Genomic DNA, 22652 nt, shown 5'->3' with positions numbered 1-22652 from the left:
CCATGGACTTTTCCCGCTTTTTTATCGACAGGCCGATTTTCGCTGCCGTCCTGTCGATTCTGATTTTTATCACAGGATTAATCGCCATCCCGCTGTTGCCGGTGAGCGAATACCCTGATGTCGTACCGCCAAGCGTGCAGGTGCGCGCGGAGTACCCGGGCGCCAACCCGAAAGTGATTGCTGAGACCGTGGCGACGCCGCTGGAAGAGGCGATCAACGGCGTTGAGAACATGATGTACATGAAATCCGTCGCGGGTTCTGATGGCGTGCTGGTGACGACCGTCACTTTCCGTCCGGGAACCGACCCGGATCAGGCGCAGGTTCAGGTACAAAACCGCGTGGCGCAGGCCGAGGCGCGTCTGCCGGAGGATGTGCGCCGTCTGGGCATCACGACGCAGAAACAGTCTCCTACGCTGACTCTGGTGGTGCATCTGTTTTCGCCTGGCGGTAAATATGACTCTCTGTATATGCGCAACTACGCCACGCTGAAAGTGAAGGACGAACTGGCGCGTCTGCCCGGTGTCGGCCAGATCCAGATTTTTGGCTCAGGCGAATACGCGATGCGCGTCTGGCTGGATCCCAATAAAGTAGCGGCGCGCGGGCTGACCGCCTCGGATGTCGTCACGGCGATGCAGGAGCAAAACGTGCAGGTATCGGCCGGGCAGCTGGGCGCCGAGCCGCTGCCGAAGGAGAGCGATTTCCTGATCTCCATTAACGCCCAGGGGCGTCTGCATACCGAAGAAGAGTTTGGCAATATCATTCTCAAAACGTCTCAGGACGGGTCGCTGGTACGCCTGCGCGACGTGGCGCGTATTGAAATGGGATCGGGCAGCTATGCGTTGCGTTCGCAGCTTAACAATAAAGACGCGGTCGGGATCGGTATCTTCCAGTCTCCTGGCGCAAACGCCATCGATCTGTCTAACGCGGTGCGCGCTAAAATGGCGGAACTGTCCACCCGTTTCCCGGAAGATATGAAGTGGGCGGCACCTTACGATCCGACGGTATTCGTGCGCGATTCTATCCGTGCGGTGGTGCAAACGCTGCTGGAAGCGGTAGTGCTGGTCGTACTGGTAGTGATCCTCTTCCTGCAAACCTGGCGTGCGTCGATCATTCCGCTGATCGCGGTGCCGGTCTCGGTCGTGGGGACGTTCAGCGTTCTCTACCTGCTGGGCTTTTCGCTTAATACCCTGAGTTTGTTCGGGCTGGTATTGGCTATCGGTATCGTGGTGGATGATGCCATCGTGGTGGTGGAAAACGTCGAGCGAAATATCGAAGAGGGGCTTGCTCCGCTTGCGGCGGCGCATCAGGCGATGCGTGAAGTGTCCGGGCCGATTATCGCGATTGCGCTGGTATTGTGCGCGGTGTTTGTGCCGATGGCGTTCCTTTCTGGCGTCACCGGCCAGTTCTACAAACAGTTTGCGGTAACGATTGCCATTTCGACGGTGATCTCCGCTATCAACTCGCTGACGCTCTCGCCAGCGCTGGCTGCTCTGCTGTTAAAACCGCACGGCGCACCGAAAGATTTCCCGACCCGGCTTATCGATCGTCTGTTCGGCTGGATTTTCCGACCGTTTAACCGCTTTTTCCACCGTAGCTCGACTGGCTATCAGGGGCTGGTGGGTAAAACGCTTGGCCGACGTGGCGCGGTGTTTGTGGTGTATCTGCTGCTGCTGTGTGCCGCAGGCGTCATGTTTAAAGCGGTTCCCGGTGGCTTTATTCCGACACAGGATAAGCTGTACCTGATTGGTGGTGTGAAAATGCCCGAAGGCTCGTCGCTGGCGCGTACTGATGCGGTGATCCGCAAAATGAGCGAAATCGGGATGAATACCGAAGGCGTGGACTATGCGGTTGCTTTCCCGGGTCTGAATGCGCTGCAGTTCACCAATACGCCGAACACCGGAACGGTCTTCTTTGGCCTGAAGCCGTTCGACCAGCGTAAACACAGTGCTGCGGAAATTAACGCTGAAATCAACGCGAAAATTGCGCAAATCCAGCAGGGCTTTGGCTTCTCCATTCTGCCGCCGCCGATTTTGGGGCTGGGGCAGGGGTCGGGCTATTCCCTCTACATTCAGGATCGTGCCGGTCTTGGCTATGGCGCATTGCAGAACGCGGTGAATACCATGTCCGGTGCGATTATGCAGACGCCGGGGATGCATTTCCCGATCTCGACCTACCAGGCCAACGTTCCACAGCTGGACGTGCAGGTTGACCGTGACAAGGCGAAAGCGCAGGGCGTGTCGCTGACCGATCTGTTCGGTACGCTGCAAACCTATCTGGGCTCGTCTTATGTGAATGACTTCAACCAGTTCGGGCGTACCTGGCGTGTAATGGCGCAGGCCGACGGACCGTACCGTGAGAGCGTGGAGGATATTGCGAACTTACGTACCCGTAATAACCAGGGCGAAATGGTGCCGATTGGCAGTATGGTTAATATCAGCACCACCTACGGGCCGGATCCGGTGATCCGCTACAATGGCTACCCGGCGGCAGACCTGATTGGCGATGCCGACCCGCGCGTACTCTCGTCCGCCCAGGCGATGACGCAGCTGGAAGGTATGTCTAAGCAGATATTGCCGAACGGAATGAATATTGAATGGACGGATCTGAGCTTCCAGCAGGCGACACAAGGTAATACGGCGCTGATCGTCTTCCCGGTCGCGGTGCTGCTGGCCTTCCTGGTGCTAGCGGCACTGTATGAAAGCTGGACGCTGCCGCTGGCGGTGATCCTTATCGTGCCGATGACAATGTTGTCCGCGCTGTTTGGCGTCTGGCTGACCGGTGGCGATAACAATGTGTTCGTGCAGGTTGGGCTGGTGGTACTGATGGGGCTGGCGTGTAAAAACGCGATTCTTATCGTGGAGTTTGCCCGCGAGCTGGAAATTCAGGGCAAAGGTATCATGGAAGCCGCGCTGGAGGCCTGCCGCCTGCGTTTACGCCCGATTGTGATGACCTCCATTGCCTTTATCGCCGGAACCATTCCGCTGATCCTTGGCCACGGCGCGGGCGCAGAAGTGCGCGGTGTCACCGGGATTACGGTCTTCTCCGGGATGCTGGGCGTCACGTTGTTTGGTCTGTTCCTGACGCCGGTGTTTTACGTGACGCTGCGTAAATTCGTTACGCGCGGTAAAGAGGAAAGGGAGGTTCTGCCTGCATAGGGATGTTGCAGAAAACAAAAAAGCGCCTTCACAGTAAGGCGCTTTTTTTCACATCAGATCAACCGTTAAAACGTTTCTTTATACTGGGCCATAAGCTCAGGTACCGGATCGCAGCCGCTGCTATCGGCTTTTTTGACCTCTTCCAGCGCGCTTGCCACGGTGTGTCGGGCTAATACCGCCAGCGAAGCCTGCTCAGCTTCTTCGGATACCGATTTAAAGTACCAGCAGGCGTTAGCGCTGACCACACAGCGAGCCGGTACGTCAGGACGCGACGCCCACAGCTTTTTATCTTCAGTGACCGAAAGGTAGATGTCACGCAGGGTGATCTCTTCCGGCGGGCGCCCAAGATGAATGGAGCCGTTGCGGCCAAGCGTGGAGACGATAATTCCGTCACGCGTAAGGGGAACCATCAATTTGCGGATAAAGCTCGGGTTGGCTTCCAGGCCGTAGGCCAGAACGCCACTCGTCGAACGTTTACCTAATTGCTCCGCCATCGCTACGCTGAGGACCATCTGCAAAGCTGTCGGGAAGCGGTAATCTAACATTTCTCTGTCCTGGGTCGCGGTGAATCTTGTTCTTTTTGGCACCGCAGAGGTGAATAAGCAATAAACAACAATATAACAAATAGGGTAATTTTTTTGAAGCAATCTGCGGCATTTGCGATCAAACACCCTGTTCTGGTTTAGCTAAACGTGCGGTTCGGGAAGGCAACCGTCACCAGGAGGCCACCTTCTGCGGACGCACTCAGGGCTGTACTTCACGGCATTTTCAATCAGATTGTCTATCAGCGATATCAAACTTTGCCTGACGCCGCTAATCCGGATGTTCTCCTCGGCGAAGAATTCCAGTTCAATTCTGCGCGCTGAGGCTAACGGTTCCAGCTCGGCCATTCGCTCCGGTATGAGCGACGTTAGCGGCACGGACTCCTTCGCGGCGTCAATGCGCGCCTCACTATGCAGTGGTACGGCTTTTAAGGGGGAGATATAGTCAGGTGTGCGTAAAATGCGGTAACGCTGGCGCTGACCAGCAGTTGGGGCTCCAGCAAGTATATGCAAACGTATTACGGCGTGAGCGATGCCCAGTCGGCGGCATCGGGGTTTGCCCGACATGACGCCGGCGCAGGGATTTACGCCTGGTCGATGGATCTTGACTGGAACCACAAGCTCACCGCCCGCTGGAGCGTGCTTGCCGCAGCGGGCGTAACGCAGTTGACGGGAGAGGCAGGCGATAACCCGATTGTGTAACGAAAAACGTCGCCCACGGGGAGTTTGAAAGTGACGTATCTTATCTCATTAATACCTGAAACAGCTGAACAAAGATATATATTGTCGCTGCCACTTGTATCGTCCGGAACCCCCATCTGAAATAGCGCCATTCATGGCGTTCTCTGGCATCAGCTGCTTCAATAGCGGGGTCAGAACATTTTCTTTTCCTCGCCCTGAATGCACTGATTATCCACAAGATGAGAAGAAAGATGACGATGGTTTTCTCAAGGATTGGATTACCCACAAAATGTGACTCCGTCCTGCCCGCGGTTACAAGCAGGATGGATGAACTACCTTCACATAGCAACCACTAAATGTAGGGGTTATATTCGTTTTCGCTCTGGTGGATTTGCAGTGATTCCGTCACGAGATGTTTTACTCGTAAAATTCGACTTATATTTTGCCAAGCAAAATATTCAACATCCGGCGCAACGGTTCTGCCGCCCCCCATAATAGCTGATCGCCCACCGTCAGAACCGAGTAAATAGGGTCATTATTCAGGGACATTTTTTTGTAACGGCCAACGCCAACCTGTAGCGAACCGCTGATGTAAGCTGGGGTCAATCGACTGACACTTTCATCCTTGTTATTGGGTACGTAGTTAACCCAGGGGTGGGAATGCGTTACTAAGCTTGCGAATTCTTTTTCGCTGACTTCACGCTTGAGCTTCAGGGTGATGGCAGCACTATGGCACCGGATCACGCCGACACGAATACACAAACCGTTTACCGGGATTGTACCTGGAGAAAGCCCAAGAATCTTGTTCGTTTCTGCCTCACCTTTCCACTCTTCGCGGCTATTCCCATCGCCTAAATCGCTATCAATCCATGGAATGATGCTGCCCATAAGAGGTACGCCGAAATTCTGGATGGGCATGTCAGCACTGTTAATAAGCTCACTGACTTTATTGACTAAAGGAAGCACCGATCCTGATGACATGAGTTCATCTGAGGATAAATGCTGGCTGATATATGCGCTTTGAGCGATTAATTCTCTAACATATTTAGCCCCTGCACCTGATGCAGACTGATACGTCATTACGCTCATCCATTCGATTAAGTCAGCCTTTATCAGTCCAGCAAGCCCCATAAGACTCAGGGTGATGGAGCAGTTGCCACCCACAAAAAGTTTAATTCCTTCTTTGATTGCACGATCAATATTAGAACGATTGACGGGGTCGAGAATAATACAGGCTTTCTCATCCATCCGTAACGCTGAGGCCGCATCAATCCAGTAGCCTTTCCAGCCATGATCAATCAAATCAGGATATATTGCTTTAGTATAATCACCGCCCTGACAGGTTATAATGATATCCATTTCGGACAGGGCATTGATTGAATTAGCATCTTTTAGCGTATAGCCGACGCCACCAATGACAGGACCGGCGACACCTGCACTTGAAGTACTGTAAAAATGCACAGAAATACCGTCGAAGTCGTTCTCTTCGACCATTCGCTGTAACAAAACAGAACCTACCATTCCTCGCCAACCGACGATGCCAACCTGCTTCATTTGCTTAACCTTTGTAATGTTATGATATTGTTAACTTGTGTTCGGGGGACGTTATATCGCATCTAAAGTTGAAGGTCATTACGTATGGCATCAGATTTAATCATTATTAAAATGTTTCATACGGCATCAGTGATTTTTATAGCTAAATCAGACAAAAAATTCACATTCACCGGGTATTAAATAAATAATCATGGGCTGGCGCGTCATACATAAGTAATGAGCGTTAAGCATTTAGAACAATTGCGGACATACGAGCCACACATATTACGTCGCTTTCATTAAGGGCTAAGAAGGGCTCTGAATGGTTAAGGTTGAGGAAATAAAAATGAGGAATTCACCTGCCTGGATGAAGAGGTTTATCTGTTATCTTTTTTTAAAAATCCGCTTCCGGCACAAGCAAGACCGCAAGCGGACAATCTCAACACCTCATCACATCCCTTAGCGATACAGCGTCTTTTCCGCAACAGGGATAACCAGCGCGGATCGCCAGTCCGCCAGCGTCAGCTGCGCAAGCCTGCCCAGCGCGGTGTAAAACGGATGACCCGCATTGTCGACAAATACCGACAGGAAGCGGGTACTCCACGGCAGCAGGTGCCACGCCAGGAGCTGGTCGCACTCCGAATCGCGGCCATTCTCAATCAGCCACGCCGCCAGCAGCAGCAGGGTACCGAAATGATCTTCCGGTTCGTTCTGCTGCATCTCAAAAGCGATGCCGTTTTCACGCATCCACTGGCGCAGCGCAAGGGTTGAGTCACCAAACAGCACGGATTCGCGATCCAGCCATACGGAACCCCACGGCGGCGCGGGCAGGGCATAAGGGCCAATAAACAACCGTTGCCAGGCGTCCGTCAGCGGCTCATCGGAAGACGTGGCAAAGGTATCGGCAACGGGCTGCAGCGTTTCCGGAGACAGGGGCCAGTCCTGAACCCATTCGCCAGCGATAAGAGCCTGTACCAGGGGCGCAGTCTGCTCGCTGTCAGGAGCGAAATAAAACAGCGCGCCCAGCACCCGGGCGCTGAACGCGAACGATTCACGCTGTAAGACGTCTTTCATTAAACCTTCCTTGCTTGCGCGGGGCACGCCCGCGCGACTGTGTTAATCAGTAATACACACCATAGAATAAACCACGGCCATCCGTTTCACCCCTTATACCTTCTCAATCTGTACCAGGTTGGTGTGCTGCGGGTTGCCCTTGGCCAGCGGAGACGGGCGATGGGTCGTCAGGGTGTTGATGCAGGAGCCGTGGTCGATACGATCGCCATTCATATTGGCGTCATGCCAGGCGCCCTGGCCCATGGCACTCACGCCGGGCATGATGCGAGGCGTGACTTTCGCTTCAATTCTCACCTCACCGCGATCGTTAAACACGCGCACCGTATCGCCGTTCTTAATGCCGCGTTTTTCGGCATCGAGAGGATTAAGCCAGACCTCCTGGCGGCAGGCCGCTTTCAGCACGTCAACGTTACCGTAGCTAGAGTGGGTACGGGCTTTGAAATGGAAGCCAAACAGCTGCAGAGGATACTGCGCGCGCGCGGGGGCATCCCAACCGTCAAATGTTGAGGCATAGACGGGAAGAGGGCTGATGGTTTCGTCTTTTGCCAGTTCCCAGGTCGCTGCAATTTCAGCCAGCTTACTCGAGTAAATTTCAATCTTACCCGATGGCGTTTTCAGCGGATTGGCTTCCGGGTTTTCGCGGAACTTTTTATACGCCACAAAGTGTCCGTTCGGATCTTTGCGCTTATAAATGCCCATTTTCTTCAGCTCATCATAGGACGGCAGTTGAGGGTCTTTTTCGAGCATTTTGGCATACAGATACTGCAGCCATTGCGCTTGCGTCCGTCCTTCGGTGAATTTCTGATGGATATCCGGCCCAAGACGTTTCGCCACTTCACTCATGATCCAGTAGATGGGCTTGCGTTCAAACTTCGGTGCGGTGACGGGCTGGAGAAAAATCAGGTAACCCATGTTCCCGGCGTAATCGTTAGGAATAATATCTTCCTGCTCGACGGTCATTAAATCCGGCAACACGATATCGGCATACTTCGCTGACGACGTCATGAAATTATCGATGACGACAATCATTTCGCACTTGCTCTCATCCTGCAGGATATCGTGGGTTTTATTGATATCGGAGTGCTGGTTGATGATGGTGTTACCCGCGTAGTTCCAGATGAACTTAATCGGCACATCCAGCTTATCTTTACCGCGCACCCCGTCGCGCAGGGCGGTCATTTCCGGTCCGCGGGCGATGGCGTCCGTCCAGCTAAAGCAGGAGATCTGCGTTTTGACCGGGTTTTCCGGCAGCGGCATCCGTTCGATGGTGATGGTGTACGTCGACTCACGCGCGCCGCTGTTACCGCCGTTGATCCCTACGTTGCCGGTCAGGATCGGCAGCATCGCGATGGCGCGGGACGTCAATTCGCCGTTCGCCTGACGCTGTGGACCCCAGCCCTGGCAGATATAGGCTGGCTTCGCAGAACCGATCTCCCGGGCAAGCTTAACGATACGATCGGCCGGTATGCCCGTAATGCGCGAGGCCCACTCCGGGGTTTTCGCCGTTCCGTCATCGCCCTGGCCGAGAATATACGCTTTGTAGTGCGCGTTAGCCGGCGCGCCTTCCGGCAGCGTTTTTTCGTCGTAGCCGACGCAGTACTTGTCGAGGAAAGGCTGGTCGACCAGATTTTCGTTAATCATTACCCATGCCAGACCGGCCACCAGCGCGGCATCGGTCCCTGGACGAATTGGGATCCATTCATCTTCACGTCCGGCTGCCGTGTCGGTATAGCGCGGATCGATGACAATCATACGCGCGTTGGACCGCTCGCGAGCCTGCTCAAGATAATAGGTAATCCCGCCCCCGCTCATGCGCGTTTCCGCCGGGTTGTTGCCGAACATCACCACCAGTTTGGTGTTTTCGATATCCGAGGTGCTGTTACCGTCATTGCTGCCGTAGGTGTAAGGCATTGCGCAGGCGATTTGCGCCGTGCTGTAGGTGCCGTAGTGGCTCAGGAAACCGCCGTAGCAGTTCATCAGGCGCGCCACCAGCGACGCGTAAGGGGAGGAGCGGGTGATATTGCCGCCGACAATCCCGGAGGAGTAGTTGATGTACACCGATTCATTGCCGTATCTGGCGACCACGTCTTTCAGGCTGGCGGTGATGGTGTTGAGCGCTTCATCCCAGCTGATACGCTCGAACTTGCCTTCACCGCGTTTGCCCACGCGCTTCATCGGGTAGTTCAGACGGTCAGGGTGGTTGATGCGACGGCGAATAGAACGTCCGCGCAGGCAGGCGCGAACCTGGTGATTGCCGTAGATATCCTCGCCGGTGTTATCCGTTTCGACCCAGTACACCTCATCGTCGCGGACGTGCAGACGCAATGCGCAGCGGCTGCCACAGTTAACCGAGCAGGCGCCCCAGACGACTTTATCGTCAGCAGGTTTCGTGGCGCTTTGCACTGCGGCGGCAACGCGTTTCACGCCAAAAGGCAATGAGACGCTACCGGCGGCGAACGCCAGCGATCCTATCGCCGTAGATTTCACGAGTGTTCGACGGCTAATCCCGCCGTGATGTTCGATATCGGACATGGCTCACCCCACCAATGTAATTGCGTATTATTTTTCCCGAAATGATAACCGGGCTAATGGTGGGGTGAGTGTTACTGATTTAGGGGTAGTAAATATTAATCCTTATCAAATCAAAGGGGATTGAGGGTAAATTACTGCGGTTCAGTTGGCGCATTATCCTGACTGGCGGACGCCGCTCCGCTCCCTGTGCGGGTGTACAGAATTTTAAAGGTGTCGTTGGCACAATGGCCTACCACCTGTGCGTCCGGCTGATCGGCCTGATCGTTCGGCACAATGTTCAGCGTGAATCCTGACTCCGGCACGCCGTTGTTGATGATCTTCTGCTGAATATCGCTTTTCACGCGTTCGCAGGAATCGGGTGCCGCCAGGGCGGCCGTTGAAGCACTCATTAACAGCAGGGCGGTAATCCAGGGTAACCGTTTCATCTGTCGCTCCTTTTCTCTGTGTGTAGACATTAATTTTAGCAGGCTTCGTGTAAACAACTGTATTTGCTAATATGATTGGGAATAATCTCTCTGTACGGTAATCAATGTGAAGAAATATGCAGCGATAACGCTCCTGGCAGCCACTCTCGTGGGGTGTGACAACAACTCCGCACCGCTGTCGTTTACGCCGGAGATGGCGAGTTTCTCGAACGAATTTGATTTTGACCCCCTGCGCGGCCCGGTTAAAGACTTTACCCAGACGCTGTTCAACGAGAAGGGCGAAGTGTCTAAACGGGTGACGGGCACCGTGTCGACAGAAGGGTGTTTCGATACGCTGGAACTGCACGACCTGGAGGCCAACACCGGCGTGGCGCTGGTGCTGGATGCGAATTACTACATTGATGCCGAAACCCAGCAGCGCAAAGTGAAGCTGCAGGGGAAATGCCAGCTGGCCGAACTGCCGTCAGCCGGGGTAACGTGGGATACCGACGATAACGGTTTCGTGGTGGCGGCGCACGGCAAAGAGATGGAAGTGAAATACCGCTATGATGCCGATGGTTACCCGTTGGGCAAAACCACCGTCTCCGGGGATCAGCATCTGTCTGTCCAGTCGACACCGTCTCAAGACGTACGCAAAAGGATGGATTACTCGGCAGTGAGTTTGTTAAACGACAAGCCGCTGGGTAACGTGAAGCAGAGCTGCGACTACGATCGACACAACAATCCGGTGAGCTGCGATCTGATCATCACCGATGACAGCGTCAAGCCCGCCGTTGAGCGCAAGTACACCATCAAAAACACGATTGAATACTACTGAGCAATGTATTGATATTATTGCACAATGTAGGCCGGGTAAGCGCAGCGCCACCCGGCAAGAAAGACGGCGCAATTGTTGATGACAGGGGTTGTCATCAAACTCACTGCGCGGTTGGTTTCAGCAGGCTGGCGCCTGAGGGTTTATGCCCGGCCAGGTGCTGATGCTGGAAGATGCACATGCGGATGGTATTGCGGTATTCACCGTTGATAAAGAACTCGTGGATCAGCTCGCCTTCCACCATAAAGCCCAGCTTGCGGTAGATATGGATCGCTTTCTCGTTCTCTTTGTCCACAATCAGGTACAGCTTGTAGAGATTCAGAACGTTGAATCCGTAATCCATCGCCAGCTTCGCCGCGCGTGAGGCCAGGCCTTTCCCCTGGTGCTCAGGCGAAATGATGATCTGGAACTCTGCCCGACGGTGAACGTGGTTGATTTCAACCAGCTCCACCAGCCCGGCTTTTTCGCCGCCACACTCCACCACAAAACGACGTTCGCTCTGATCGTGAATGTGTTTGTCGTACAGATCCGACAGCTCGACAAAGGCCTCGTAAGGCTCTTCGAACCAGTAGCGCATCACGCTGGCGTTGTTGTCGAGCTGATGGACAAAGCGCAGATCTTCACGCTCCAGCGGACGGAGCTTAACGTCACACGAAGCCGACATTATGGGGCTACCGTACGGCCAGTGCGACGGTCCAGGCAGCGTAGAGTGTTAGGCTCCCAGTAGGCATTGACGTTTGCACTTTGCTGACATTTATCGCGTGCGTCAAAAGCGACATCTTCTTTATCCCACTCTTTTTCAGCACGTTTGTTGACCTTCTGACGAAGGCTACGGGTGTCATTCCATTGTTCTTTGTCCATGGCGGCGTTCTGGCGGCTTTGCGCGCTGTCACCAGACTCAATAATGAGTTTGCTGGTTTCCGCTGTCGCAGAGGCGGCAAAAGCGAACGATGACAGCGCCAGCAGGGCTGTCAGACAAAGGCGTTTGCTTAATGTTGTCATAGCGTTTCCTTTTAAATGGGTGCAGATAATCAAGTAACCCCTTACAGATTCTACACCAAAGAGAAAAGACGGCATACCCGCAGCGCAGGTATGGAAAAGTTAACGCCATCATCGGGTATGATGTTTAAATAAATCCTCACCTGAAGTGAAATATGCTCAAAACCACGCTGCTTTTTTTTGCCACCGCGCTCTGCGAAATCGTCGGTTGCTTCCTGCCCTGGCTCTGGCTGAAGAAGGGAGGTAGCGCATTATTGCTAATCCCGGCGAGCGTCGCGCTGGCCCTGTTTGTCTGGCTCTTAACGCTGCATCCGGCAGCAAGTGGGCGCGTCTACGCGGCCTACGGCGGTGTATATGTCTGTACCGCGCTGCTGTGGTTACGCGTGGTGGACGGCGTCAGGCTTAGCGCATATGACTGGGCCGGCGCGCTAATTGCTCTGTGCGGGATGCTAATTATCGTGGCGGGATGGGGGCGGGCCTGAGCCCCCGGTTTTGTGATCGCCAGCTGATTTTATGATCATTATACTTGTATGGTAGTATTGCAATTGAGTAAATTTCCGACATCACAACGAACGATGTAAGGAAAGGAATTATGAAGATTGTCGCGGCTGACGTGTTTGTTACCTGCCCGGGGCGGAACTTTGTCACCCTTAAAATCACCACCGATGACGGGATTGTCGGCCTCGGTGACGCTACGCTGAACGGACGCGAGCTCTCCGTCGCTTCGTACCTGAAGGATCACCTCTGCCCGCAGTTAATTGGTCGCGACGCGCACCGTATCGAAGATATCTGGCAATTCTTCTATAAAGGCGCCTACTGGCGTCGCGGACCGGTCACCATGTCGGCCATCTCCGCCGTGGATATGGCGCTGTGGGACATCAAAGCCAAAGCGGCCAATATGCCGCTCTACCAGCTGCTGGGCGGCGCCTCCCGTGAGGGCGTGATGGTCTACTGCCACACGACCGGTCACACCATTGACGACGTGCTGGAAGATTACGCGCGTCATAAAGAGATGGGCTTCAAGGCGATCCGCGTGCAGTGCGGTGTGCCGGGTATGAAAACCACCTACGGCATGTCGAAAGGAAAAGGGCTGGCCTACGAGCCTGCCACCAAAGGCGACTGGCCGGAAGAGCAGCTCTGGTCGACCGAGAAATATCTCGATTTCACACCCAAACTGTTCGACGCGGTGCGCAGTAAATTTGGCTTCAATGAACACCTCCTGCACGATATGCACCACCGTCTGACGCCCATTGAGGCGGCGCGCTTCGGTAAGAGCATCGAAGACTTCCGTATGTTCTGGATGGAAGATCCCACGCCTGCCGAAAACCAGGCCTGCTTCCGTCTTATCCGCCAGCACACCGTCACGCCCATTGCGGTGGGCGAGGTGTTTAACAGCATCTGGGACTGCAAGCAGCTTATCGAAGAGCAGCTTATCGACTATATCCGCACCACAATCACGCATGCGGGCGGCATCACCGGCATGCGTCGCATCGCTGACTTTGCGTCGCTCTACCAGGTACGTACCGGTTCGCACGGCCCGTCGGATCTGTCGCCGGTGTGTCATGCCGCCGCGCTGCATTTTGACCTGTGGGTACCGAACTTTGGCGTGCAGGAATATATGGGCTATTCCGAACAAATGCTCGACGTCTTCCCGCACAGCTGGCGCTTTGATAACGGCTATATGCACCCGGGTGACAAGCCAGGGCTGGGCATTGAGTTTGACGAGAAGCTGGCGGCGAAATACCCGTACGATCCGGCGTACCTGCCGGTGGCACGTCTTGAAGACGGTACGCTGTGGAACTGGTAAACGAGGAGCGAACGATGAAAAGCATAGTCATTCAACAGCCGAACCAGCTGGTCATTGAAGCGCGTCCACGCCCGCAGCCAGGCGCAGGCGAAGTGCGCGTCAAAATCACACTCGCCGGGATCTGCGGTTCGGATAGCCACATCTACCGCGGCCATAACCCGTTTGCGAAGTATCCGCGCGTGATTGGCCACGAGTTTTTTGGCGTGATCGATGCCGTTGGCGAGGGCGTGGATCCGTCCCGGTCAGGAGAACGCGTGTCGGTTGACCCGGTGATCAGCTGCGGACACTGCTACCCGTGCTCCGTCGGAAAACCAAACGTCTGCACCTCGCTGGTGGTGCTGGGCGTTCACCGCGACGGCGGTTTCAGCGAATATGCAACGGTACCCGCAAAAAATGCCTGGCGCATCCCGGATGCGATCCCGGATAAACACGCCGTCATGGTTGAGCCATTTACCATTGCCGCCAACGTGACGGGGCAGGCCAACCCTGGTGAACAGGACGTGGCGCTGATCTACGGCGCAGGCCCGATGGGGCTGGTCACCGTGCAGGCGCTGAAGGGCGTCTATAAGGTGAAACAGGTGATTGTGGTTGACCGCATAGACGAACGCCTGGCAATGGCCCAGCGCAGCGGCGCGGACTGGGTCTTTAATAACGGCGAGCAGTCGTTGCAGGCCGCGCTGGACGAAAAAGGCATCAAACCGACGTTAATCATTGATGCCGCCTGTCATCCGTCCATTTTACAGGAAGCGATAACCCTGGCCTCGCCGGCGGCGCGCATCGTGCTGATGGGCTTCTCCAGCGAACCGAGCCAGATTGTTCAGCAGGGCATCACCGGCAAAGAGCTGGCGATTTTCTCCTCGCGCCTGAACGCCAATAAATTCCCGGTCGTCATCGACTGGCTGACAAAAGGACTGATCGACCCGGAAAAACTGATCACCCATACCTTTGACTATCACCATGTAACAGACGCCATTGAACTGTTTGAGAAAGACCAGAGGCAGTGCTGCAAGGTCCTGCTCACGTTCAACCCAGAATAATTCACGCGGTGAAGAGCCCGCGAAGACGGGCTCTATGTGGTACGCATCTTACCTTTCAGAGATAGCCATTATGACGCAAGCACAACCTCAAAGAACCACCTCCGATCTGGTGAAAGCCGCCGTTTCAGGCTGGCTGGGCACCGCGCTGGAGTTCATGGATTTCCAGCTCTACTCGCTGGGGGCCGCCCTGGTATTTCATGAAATCTTCTTCCCGGAACAGTCCGCTGCGATGGCACTGATCCTGGCGATGGGAACCTACGGTGCAGGCTATATCGCACGTATCGTCGGCGCCTTTATTTTTGGTCGCATGGGCGACAGCATTGGCCGTAAAAAGGTACTGTTTATCACCATCACCATGATGGGGATCTGCACCACGCTGATTGGCGTGCTGCCCACCTATGCACAGATCGGGATTTTCGCGCCCGTACTGCTGGTGACGCTGCGCATCATTCAGGGACTCGGGGCAGGGGCAGAGATCTCCGGGGCAGGGACCATGCTGGCGGAGTATGCACCGAAAGGTAAACGCGGCATCATCTCCTCGCTGGTGGCGATGGGGACTAACTGCGGGACGCTGAGCGCGACCGCTATCTGGGCCGTTATGTTCTTTGCCCTCGACCGCGAACAGCTGCTCGCCTGGGGCTGGCGCGTGCCGTTCCTCGCCAGCGTCGTGGTGATGATCTTTGCCATCTGGCTGCGTATGAACCTCAAGGAAAGCCCGGTCTTTGAGAAAGTGAACGATGCTCAAACCGCGCAGCCGGACACATCGTTAGGTGCCATGGTGAAAAGTAAATCTTTCTGGCTGGCGACCGGTCTGCGTTTCGGTCAGGCGGGCAACTCGGGTCTGATTCAGACGTTTCTGGCCGGTTATCTGGTCCAGACGTTGCTGTTCGATAAAGCCATTCCCACCGACGCGCTGATGATAAGCTCCATTCTTGGGTTTATCTCTATCCCGCTGCTGGGCTGGCTGTCCGATAAAGTGGGACGCCGTCTGCCGTACATTATCCTTAATATTTCCGCCATTATTCTGGCCTACCCGATGCTGTCGATCATCGTCGATAAAAGCTATGCGCCGGGAACCATTATGCTCTCCATCATCGTTATCCATAATTTCGCGGTACTGGGGCTGTTTGCGCTGGAAAATATCACCATGGCGGAGATGTTTGGCTCGCGAAATCGCTTTACCCGGATGGCTATCTCCAAAGAGGCGGGCGGTCTGGTGGCGGTGGGGTTTGGTCCGGTGCTGGCGGGGATCTTCTGTAACATGACCGGTTCCTGGTGGCCGATTGTGGCCATGCTGGTGGCTTACTCAGTGATTGGTCTGGTCTCGGCCTGCCTGATGCCCGAAGTGCGGGATCGTGATTTGAGCGCAGCGGAAGATGCTGCGGAGGCCACGCCAAAAGAGCCTGTGGCCTACGGCACGGTATCGTCACGGCGGTAATGGTATACAGCCTGCGTGACTTGTCACACAACTTTGCCTTTGTGTCACACCACCTGAACAAAAGTTAATATAAATCAAAATCTCAAATGGCAGTATCAGTATGGTGGATGGCAGAGATTTTTTACCCCAACTGCCATTCTAGTTGGTGTAGTCAGCAGACGCTGCCGCTTTATAACAAGCGGCAGCGATCCACAGCTTTCTAATTAACGAGTCTTAATCATGGAAAACACGTTATTACAGGCCAAAGCGACGCTGCCTCAGTACAATCGCGACAGCCTTAAAGCACGCATTGTTCATTTGGGATTTGGCGCCTTTCACCGCGCGCATCAGGCGGTGTATGCCGACATCCTCGCGTCTGATTATGGCAGCGACTGGGGCTACTGTGAGGTCAACCTGATTGGCGGCGAGCAGCAAATTGCCGACCTGAAGGCGCAGGATAACCTCTATACCGTAGCGGAGATGTCCGCCGAAGCGTGGACATCCCGCGTGGTGGGCGTGGTCAAAAAGGCCCACCACGCGCAGGTTGACGGGCTGGAGACCGTACTGGCAGCGATGTGCGAACCGCAGGTGGCGATTGTTTCACTGACCATTACCGAGAAGGGCTACTGTCACTCTCCCGCAACCGGGCAACTGATGCTCGATCATCCATTCATCGCCGCCGACCTGCAAAACCCGCATCAGCCGACGTCCGCACCGGGTGTGGTGGTGGAAGCGCTGGCGCGTCGCAAAGCGGCGGGGTTACCGGCCTTTAGCGTGATGTCCTGCGACAACATGCCGGAAAACGGTCATGTGATGCGCAACGTAACCTGCTCCTATGCCCGGGCGGTAGACGGTGAGCTGGCGGACTGGATCGAGGCTAACGTCACGTTCCCGTCAACCATGGTGGATCGCATCGTACCTGCGGTCACGCCTGATACGCTGGATAAAATCGAACAGCTCACTGGCGTGCGTGATCCGGCGGGCGTGGCCTGTGAACCCTTCCGCCAGTGGGTGATCGAAGACAACTTTGTGGCGGGGCGTCCTGCGTGGGAAAAAGCCGGGGCCGAGCTGGTATCAGACGTCATTCCGTTTGAAGAGATGAAGCTGCGCATGCTTAACGGCAGCCACTCCTTCCTGGCTTACCTGGGGTATCTGGCCGGTTATCAGCATATCAACGACTGCATGGAAGATGAGAATTACCGCGTTGCGGCTCACGCGCTGATGCTCCACGAGCAGGCGCCGACCCTGAAGGTGAAAGGCGTCGATTTAGGACATTACGCCGATCTGCTGATTGCCCGCTACAGCAACCCGGCTCTGCGTCATCGCACCTGGCAAATCGCGATGGACGGCAGTCAGAAGCTCCCGCAACGCATGTTAGATTCCGTGCGCTGGCATCTGGTGCATCAGAAACCTTTCCCCCTGCTGGCGCTGGGCGTGGCGGGCTGGATGCGCTATGTCGGCGGAGTGGATGAGCAGGGTAATGCCATCGAGGTGAGCGATCCGCAGCTGGCGGTGATTCAGGCGGCAGTGAAGGGAAGTGCTGAAGGGGAAAGCCGCGTGCGTGCGCTGCTCGGCATTGAGTCTATCTTTGGCAAAGAATTACCGCGTGAGACGGTCTTTGTTGATGCGGTGATGACCGCGTACCGGTCTTTGGTGCAAAAGGGCGCGAAAGCTACCGTGGCGCAGTACGCGTCTCAACGGTAATTCAGTACATGCCGCCGTGTGCGGCGGCATGTCAGCGCACAACTTAGTGCATACCCAGACGAATCAGCTCAATCGGCTCGAACTTACCTTCGCATCCTTCCACTTCCACCGTTTTGCTGCGGCGCACCTGCGCGGCATCCAGCCCGTCGCTGTGGATCGCTTTAATCACGCCAGTTTTGCCTGTGCCGCTAATCATCACGCGGCTGCCAGTGGTAATTGCATTGCGGTTACGGTCGTATGTCATCATGGTATTTTCTCCTCTCTAACTTATCCGTTACGGCGGTATTTCAGGTTTCACCGTTCACGGGGCATATAAATACGCCTGTCTGCAAGTGATGTTTTTGTTTTTGATCAAAGTCACACTTTTTTCTTAATGACATGAGGTGGTGACGGTTCGCGACAGCAATTTACAAAGCAGACCGTTATTTTCATTTATTGATAGTTTCAACATGGAAGCGTTTAGGATTGGTTTATATTTCTGCTGCCATTCTGGGTACAGGAAATAACCCTTTCATCGGAATAAGGAGTCAGGCTTATGTATAAGAACATTTTGATGCCTGTAGATGTGTTTGAAATGGATTTGAGCGACAAAGCGGTTCGCCACGCGGCAAGCCTTGCAAAGGCAGAGGGGGCATCAATTACCCTGGTCAACATTCTGCCTGCCAGCAGTCGGTCTCTCCTGCGCGGGTTCAATGCCGATATCAAAAAGTTTGAAGAGTATATGACCGCGGAATCCGCGAAGAAAATGAACGAATTAAAAAGACTGTTTGATATTGCCCCAGAGAATATTCACAGCATGGTTCGTTTTGGCAACGTTCGCGATGAAATTATCAAGCTGAGCAAGGAGGGGAAATACGATGCGATTGTCATCGGGTCGAAAAACCCGAGCATCACCACCCATCTGCTGGGATCGAATGCGGAATCCATTCTGCGCTACGCCACGATTCCGGTGTTAGTAGTTCGCTAAACCCAACGCCGCGCCCAACAGGGTGCGGCGAATATTACTCCTCGCTAAACCACTCGCTGTTTTCCTGACGAATAAGCTGCACGGATTCGCTGATTTCCTGCAAATGCAGCGTCATCGCTTTTTCCACGCCGTCCGGGTCGCGTTTTTCCAGCGCGCTGAAAATATCGTGATGCTGTCTGAGCAGCATTTCCGGCGGGGAGACGTGATCGAGGCTCATATAACGCACGCGGTCGATGGTGGCCTTGATGTTCTCAATGGTATCCCAGGCCAACTGACAATCCGCTATTTGTGCCAGTTTCTGGTGGAATTCATCATCGAGCTGGAAGAAATCGTTGAGCTGCTTACGGTCGATCGCTATACGCTGCTGATGCAGGTTCTGCTCCAGCAGGTAACACTGGTTATCATTGATAAGCGTTGCCGCCCGGCGGGCGACCGCGCATTCAATGGCCTGGCGAACGAAACAGCCGTTACGCACCTGAGAAAGTGAAATTTTGTTTACGTAGCTGCCGCGCTGCGGGCGGATCTGAATCAGGCCGTTTTCAGCAAGCTTAATGAACGCTTCACGCACCGGCTGACGGGAGACGTCAAAACGCACCGAGACCTCTTTTTCAGAAAGCGGCGTTCCCGGCGGAATCAGGCAATGGACAATATCACGTCGCAAAATGCGATAGATTTGCTGGTTTACGGGCTGGGTGGGATTGAGTTGCGATTCAGCGGCCATGAGTTGTCATTTCTCAGAGAGTTAGCCTGAACATACTACCATTCTTTTCGAACCCGAAACAGACCCGGCCCGCAGGCCGGGTGGGGCTTATTTAGCCACGATGGACGCTAAGTCCGGCAAAACTCTGGGTCACTGGCATCATTTCCACGGTATTGATGTTGACGTGCTTAGGCAGCGTCGCCACCCACCAGACCGCTTCAGTGACATCTTCCGGCGTCAGCGCATTAGCATTTTCGTAGGTTTTATCCGCTTTCGCGTCGTCACCCTTGAAGCGCACGTTGGAGAATTCGGTGCCGCCCACCAGACCCGGCTCGATATCGGTAACGCGAATGGCGGTGCCGTGCAGATCGGTGCGCAGGTTCAGGCTGAACTGACGAACAAACGCTTTGGTCGCACCATAGACGTTGCCGCCCGCGTAAGGCCAGCTCCCGGCAGTAGAACCAATATTGATAATGTGACCGCGATTACGCTCAACCATGCCCGGCAACACCGCGCGAGTCATATAGACCAGCCCTTTGTTGTTGGTGTCGATCATGTTTTCCCAGTCTTCAACGCTGGCTTTGTGCGCGGGCTCCATGCCCAGCGCCAGTCCGGCGTTGTTGACCAGCAGATCAATGGCGCGCCACTCGGCAGGCAGGTTAGCAATCATCTCTTCAATGGCTGCGCGATTGCGCACGTCCAGCTGTGCGGTCAGGATGCTGTCACCTAATTCATCTTTCAGCTCCTGCAGGCGCTCCTGACGACGGCCCGTTGCAATCACCTTGTGCCCGTTGGCGACGAAGCGACGCGTGATGCATTCACCAAAACCCGCCGTTGCCCCGGTAACTAAAATAATCATCTCACTGTTCCTCAACGCTTTTTGTGTTGTACTAACATAGCACGGCCGCAGAGGGTGCGTTAAGGCAACATTTGTATGACAGCATTGCAGGTGATGGCGGCCTGGCCTACTCTGGGAAGATATCCGTTCTGAGGAGTGAAAGATGACGGCCACGAATCCTTTTTTTGAAATCAGTCTGTTGCCTTACCAGGCACCCCATTTTGATCAGATTAACGACAGTCACTATCGTCCGGCGTTCGATGAAGCGCTGCGTCAGAAGCGGGCGGACATTGATGCGATTGTCTCGCAAACCGCCGCGCCAGACTTCAATAATACCGTGCTGGCGCTGGAGAAAATCGGCGTTATGCTCTCGCGCGTCAGCAGCGTCTTTTTCGCCATGACCTCTGCGCATACCAATCCGTACCTGCAAGAGTTAGAGGAGCAGTTTTCTACTGAACTTGCCGCGCTGGCGAATGACATCTGGCTGAATGACACACTTTTCGCCCGCGTTGAGAGCGTCTGGCAAGATCGCGGTGCGCTGGATGCCGAGTCCCGTCGGCTGGTCGAGGAGACGTACCAGCGGTTTATTCTGGCCGGTGCGCGTCTGAATGAGACAGAAAAAGCCGAGCTGAAGGCGCTGAACACCGAGGCAGCCTCCCTGACCAGCCAGTTTAACCAGCGTCTGCTTTCCGCCGATAAAGCGGGTGGGCTGGTGGTGGATTATGCGCATCAGCTTGAGGGGCTCAGTGCAGAAGAGATCGCCGCCGCCGCGCAGGCGGCCGCGGAAAAAGGGCTTAACGACCGCTGGCTGATCTCGCTGCTGAATACGACTCAACAACCTGCGCTCTCTGCGCTGCGCAATCGGCAGACGCGTGAAAACCTGTTCAACGCAGGCTGGACGCGTACCCAGAAAGGGGATGAAAACGATACCCGCGCGCTGATCCTGCGTCTGACGGCGCTCCGTGCGCGTCAGGCTCGCCTGCTGGGCTTTGAGGATTACGCCAGCTGGAGTATTGCCGACCAGATGGCGAAAACCCCCGACGCCGCGCTGGCTTTTATGCGCGGCATTGTGCCTGCCGCCCGTGCCCGTGCGGAGCGCGAACAGGCCGATATTCAGAAAGTGATTGATGACGAGCAGGGCGGTTTCACCGTGCAGGCCTGGGACTGGGCCTTTTATGCCGAGCGCGTGCGCCAGGCGAAATATGCGCTTGATGAGTCGCAGATCCGGCCCTACTTTGCGCTCAATACCGTGTTGCATGACGGCGTCTTCTGGGCGGCCAGCCAGCTGTTCGGTATCCGCTTCGTGGAACGCTTCGATATTCCGGTTTATCATCCGGACGTTCGCGTATGGGAAATTTTCGACCATACCGGTGAAGGGATGGCGCTGTTTTACGGCGACTTCTTTGCCCGCGATTCCAAGCAGGGCGGAGCCTGGATGGGCAATTTCGTTGAACAATCTTTTGAGTTTTCTGCCCGCCCGGTTATCTACAATGTCTGTAACTACCCAAAACCGGGTAACGGGGGCACCGCGTTACTCTCCTGGGACGACGTAATTACCCTGTTCCACGAGTTTGGGCATACCCTGCACGGTCTGTTTGCCAGCCAGCGCTTCGCCACGCTGTCCGGTACCAATACGCCGCGTGATTTCGTTGAATTTCCGTCGCAGATCAATGAACACTGGGCCAGCCATCCTCAGGTATTTACCCGCTACGCCCGTCACTACGAAACCGGTGAACCGATGCCGGACGCGCTGCGGGAAAGCATGCTCAACGCGACCCATTTCAACAAGGGTTATGACATGACGGAGCTGCTGGGTGCGGCATTGCTGGACATGAACTGGCACGCCATCAGTGAAGCCGTATCTGACGTTGAAGCCTTTGAAACGGCTGCGTTGAAAAAAGAGGGGCTGGACCTGCCCGCGGTACCCCCGCGTTATCGCAGCAGCTATTTTGCCCATATCTTCGGCGGTGGCTATGCGGCGGGGTATTACGCCTACCTGTGGACGCAAATGCTGGCAGACGATGGCTATCAGTGGTTTGTCGAGCAGGGCGGGTTGACGCGTGAAAACGGACAGAAATTCCGCGAGGCGATTTTGTCGCGCGGGAACAGCACTGATTTAGGTGAACTTTACCGGAACTGGCGCGGGCACGATCCGAGGATTGAACCGATGCTGGAGAATCGTGGGTTAAGTGAATAGTGTCCATTTGGGCTGAAAAAAAGAACCGGGCGTGAAGCCCGGTTTTTTATACCCTTTAATCAGCGATATTTTAGCATGCTTTTGAAAGATAACCGGTGAAATTGAACGCGCCGATAAAAGGATTTTTTTATTAATAGAGACAAAGCTCTACATTCGAGAACTGTTAATAATTTGATCTGGGTTGTAAGAAATAAAATCTTCTTTCAAATGTCTTTTTTAATTCTAAATTT

20 protein-coding genes and 2 pseudogenes are annotated in these 22652 nt (G+C 54.7%); 10 read left to right on the top strand and 12 right to left on the bottom strand.

Annotated features, from left to right (window positions below):
• Window positions 1-2: 2 nt before the first annotated feature.
• Window positions 3-3155, top strand: coding sequence for a multidrug efflux RND transporter permease subunit OqxB (gene oqxB / locus L977_RS16880; protein ID WP_047626295.1), 3153 nt, complete (start codon window positions 3-5; stop codon window positions 3153-3155).
• A 65-nt stretch (window positions 3156-3220) separates the two neighbouring features.
• On the opposite strand, the gene L977_RS16875 is transcribed toward oqxB, so the two are convergent.
• Together L977_RS16875 and L977_RS25040 are read right to left on the bottom strand one after the other, a co-directional pair.
• Window positions 3221-3700 (bottom strand): RrF2 family transcriptional regulator, encoded by a 480-nt coding sequence (locus tag L977_RS16875; protein ID WP_023330297.1) that lies wholly within the window; start codon window positions 3698-3700, stop codon window positions 3221-3223.
• A gap of 198 nt (window positions 3701-3898) precedes the next feature.
• Window positions 3899-4114 (bottom strand): annotated as a pseudogene (locus L977_RS25040) (sensor histidine kinase); the annotation flags it as partial.
• Window positions 4115-4156: 42 nt separating this feature from the next.
• Between L977_RS25040 and L977_RS16865 the strand changes: the two are divergent.
• A pseudogene (locus tag L977_RS16865) lies at window positions 4157-4399 on the top strand (MipA/OmpV family protein); the annotation flags it as partial.
• A gap of 40 nt (window positions 4400-4439) precedes the next feature.
• On the opposite strand, the gene L977_RS25035 reads toward L977_RS16865, so the two are convergent.
• From L977_RS25035 to L977_RS16840, 5 genes are all read right to left on the bottom strand, one after another.
• Window positions 4440-4664: a hypothetical protein gene (locus tag L977_RS25035; RefSeq protein WP_014883667.1), complete on the bottom strand. Its 225-nt coding sequence runs from the start codon at window positions 4662-4664 to the stop codon at window positions 4440-4442.
• Between the two features lie 149 nt (window positions 4665-4813).
• A complete protein-coding gene (gene asd, locus L977_RS16855; RefSeq protein ID WP_047344086.1) occupies window positions 4814-5932 on the bottom strand; it encodes an aspartate-semialdehyde dehydrogenase in 1119 nt (372 codons plus the stop codon).
• Window positions 5933-6370: 438 nt separating this feature from the next.
• Window positions 6371-6985: a Tat proofreading chaperone DmsD gene (gene dmsD, locus L977_RS16850; protein ID WP_014883669.1), complete on the bottom strand. Its 615-nt coding sequence runs from the start codon at window positions 6983-6985 to the stop codon at window positions 6371-6373.
• A gap of 93 nt (window positions 6986-7078) precedes the next feature.
• Window positions 7079-9517, bottom strand: a complete 2439-nt coding sequence (gene ynfE / locus L977_RS16845; protein ID WP_047626291.1) for a selenate/tellurate reductase subunit YnfE — start codon at window positions 9515-9517, stop codon at window positions 7079-7081.
• 131 nt (window positions 9518-9648) lie between these two features.
• Window positions 9649-9942 (bottom strand): DUF1161 domain-containing protein, encoded by a 294-nt coding sequence (locus L977_RS16840; RefSeq protein WP_023330302.1) that lies wholly within the window; start codon window positions 9940-9942, stop codon window positions 9649-9651.
• Between the two features lie 106 nt (window positions 9943-10048).
• Here L977_RS16840 and L977_RS16835 point away from each other — a divergent pair, with 106 nt between their 5' ends.
• On the top strand, window positions 10049-10759 hold the full coding sequence (locus L977_RS16835) for a YnfC family lipoprotein (RefSeq protein ID WP_047626289.1): 711 nt from the start codon (window positions 10049-10051) through the stop codon (window positions 10757-10759).
• Window positions 10760-10859: 100 nt separating this feature from the next.
• Here L977_RS16835 and speG read toward each other — a convergent pair whose 3' ends face one another.
• Window positions 10860-11420, bottom strand: coding sequence for a spermidine N1-acetyltransferase (gene speG / locus L977_RS16830; RefSeq protein WP_014883673.1), 561 nt, complete (start codon window positions 11418-11420; stop codon window positions 10860-10862).
• Window positions 11420-11758 carry a DUF1283 family protein gene (locus L977_RS16825; RefSeq protein WP_008502414.1) on the bottom strand — a complete coding sequence of 113 codons (339 nt, stop codon included), beginning with the start codon at window positions 11756-11758 and terminating at the stop codon, window positions 11420-11422. Before L977_RS16825 ends, speG begins: the two co-directional genes overlap by 1 nt.
• A gap of 152 nt (window positions 11759-11910) precedes the next feature.
• On the opposite strand from L977_RS16825, the gene L977_RS16820 reads away from it, so the two are divergent.
• The 5 genes from L977_RS16820 (at window position 11911) to L977_RS16800 (ending at window position 17720) form a co-directional block, all read left to right on the top strand.
• On the top strand, window positions 11911-12237 hold the full coding sequence (locus L977_RS16820; protein ID WP_047626287.1) for a YnfA family protein: 327 nt from the start codon (window positions 11911-11913) through the stop codon (window positions 12235-12237).
• A gap of 110 nt (window positions 12238-12347) precedes the next feature.
• Window positions 12348-13562, top strand: coding sequence for a starvation-sensing protein RspA (gene rspA, locus L977_RS16815; protein WP_014883675.1), 1215 nt, complete (start codon window positions 12348-12350; stop codon window positions 13560-13562).
• Window positions 13563-13576: 14 nt separating this feature from the next.
• The gene (locus L977_RS16810; protein ID WP_047626285.1) at window positions 13577-14599 is read left to right on the top strand and encodes a Zn-dependent oxidoreductase; all 1023 of its coding nucleotides are present in this window, start codon (window positions 13577-13579) and stop codon (window positions 14597-14599) included.
• Window positions 14600-14669: 70 nt separating this feature from the next.
• Complete coding sequence (locus L977_RS16805) at window positions 14670-16037, top strand: MFS transporter (RefSeq protein ID WP_014883677.1); 1368 nt, start codon at window positions 14670-14672, stop codon at window positions 16035-16037.
• Between the two features lie 219 nt (window positions 16038-16256).
• Complete coding sequence (locus tag L977_RS16800) at window positions 16257-17720, top strand: mannitol dehydrogenase family protein (RefSeq protein ID WP_047626284.1); 1464 nt, start codon at window positions 16257-16259, stop codon at window positions 17718-17720.
• A 43-nt stretch (window positions 17721-17763) separates the two neighbouring features.
• On the opposite strand, the gene ydfZ is transcribed toward L977_RS16800, so the two are convergent.
• On the bottom strand, window positions 17764-17967 hold the full coding sequence (ydfZ, locus tag L977_RS16795) for a putative selenium delivery protein YdfZ (protein WP_014883679.1): 204 nt from the start codon (window positions 17965-17967) through the stop codon (window positions 17764-17766).
• A 288-nt stretch (window positions 17968-18255) separates the two neighbouring features.
• On the opposite strand from ydfZ, the gene L977_RS16790 reads away from it, so the two are divergent.
• A complete protein-coding gene (locus tag L977_RS16790; protein WP_014883680.1) occupies window positions 18256-18687 on the top strand; it encodes a universal stress protein in 432 nt (143 codons plus the stop codon).
• 34 nt (window positions 18688-18721) lie between these two features.
• Here L977_RS16790 and L977_RS16785 read toward each other — a convergent pair whose 3' ends face one another.
• Window positions 18722-19408 carry a GntR family transcriptional regulator gene (locus L977_RS16785; RefSeq protein ID WP_014883681.1) on the bottom strand — a complete coding sequence of 229 codons (687 nt, stop codon included), beginning with the start codon at window positions 19406-19408 and terminating at the stop codon, window positions 18722-18724.
• Between the two features lie 91 nt (window positions 19409-19499).
• Window positions 19500-20246 (bottom strand): bifunctional NADP-dependent 3-hydroxy acid dehydrogenase/3-hydroxypropionate dehydrogenase YdfG, encoded by a 747-nt coding sequence (gene ydfG, locus L977_RS16780; protein ID WP_023330307.1) that lies wholly within the window; start codon window positions 20244-20246, stop codon window positions 19500-19502.
• Between the two features lie 142 nt (window positions 20247-20388).
• On the opposite strand from ydfG, the gene dcp reads away from it, so the two are divergent.
• Window positions 20389-22422, top strand: a complete 2034-nt coding sequence (dcp, locus tag L977_RS16775; RefSeq protein ID WP_047626283.1) for a peptidyl-dipeptidase Dcp — start codon at window positions 20389-20391, stop codon at window positions 22420-22422.
• Window positions 22423-22652 lie beyond the last annotated feature (230 nt).

It is taken from the genome of Enterobacter sp. ZOR0014 (genome assembly GCF_000798855.1).
GTDB lineage: Bacteria > Pseudomonadota > Gammaproteobacteria > Enterobacterales > Enterobacteriaceae > Enterobacter > Enterobacter kobei.
Note: the sequence above shows the minus strand (reverse complement) of the source record. Positions and strands in the feature narration are given on the sequence as shown.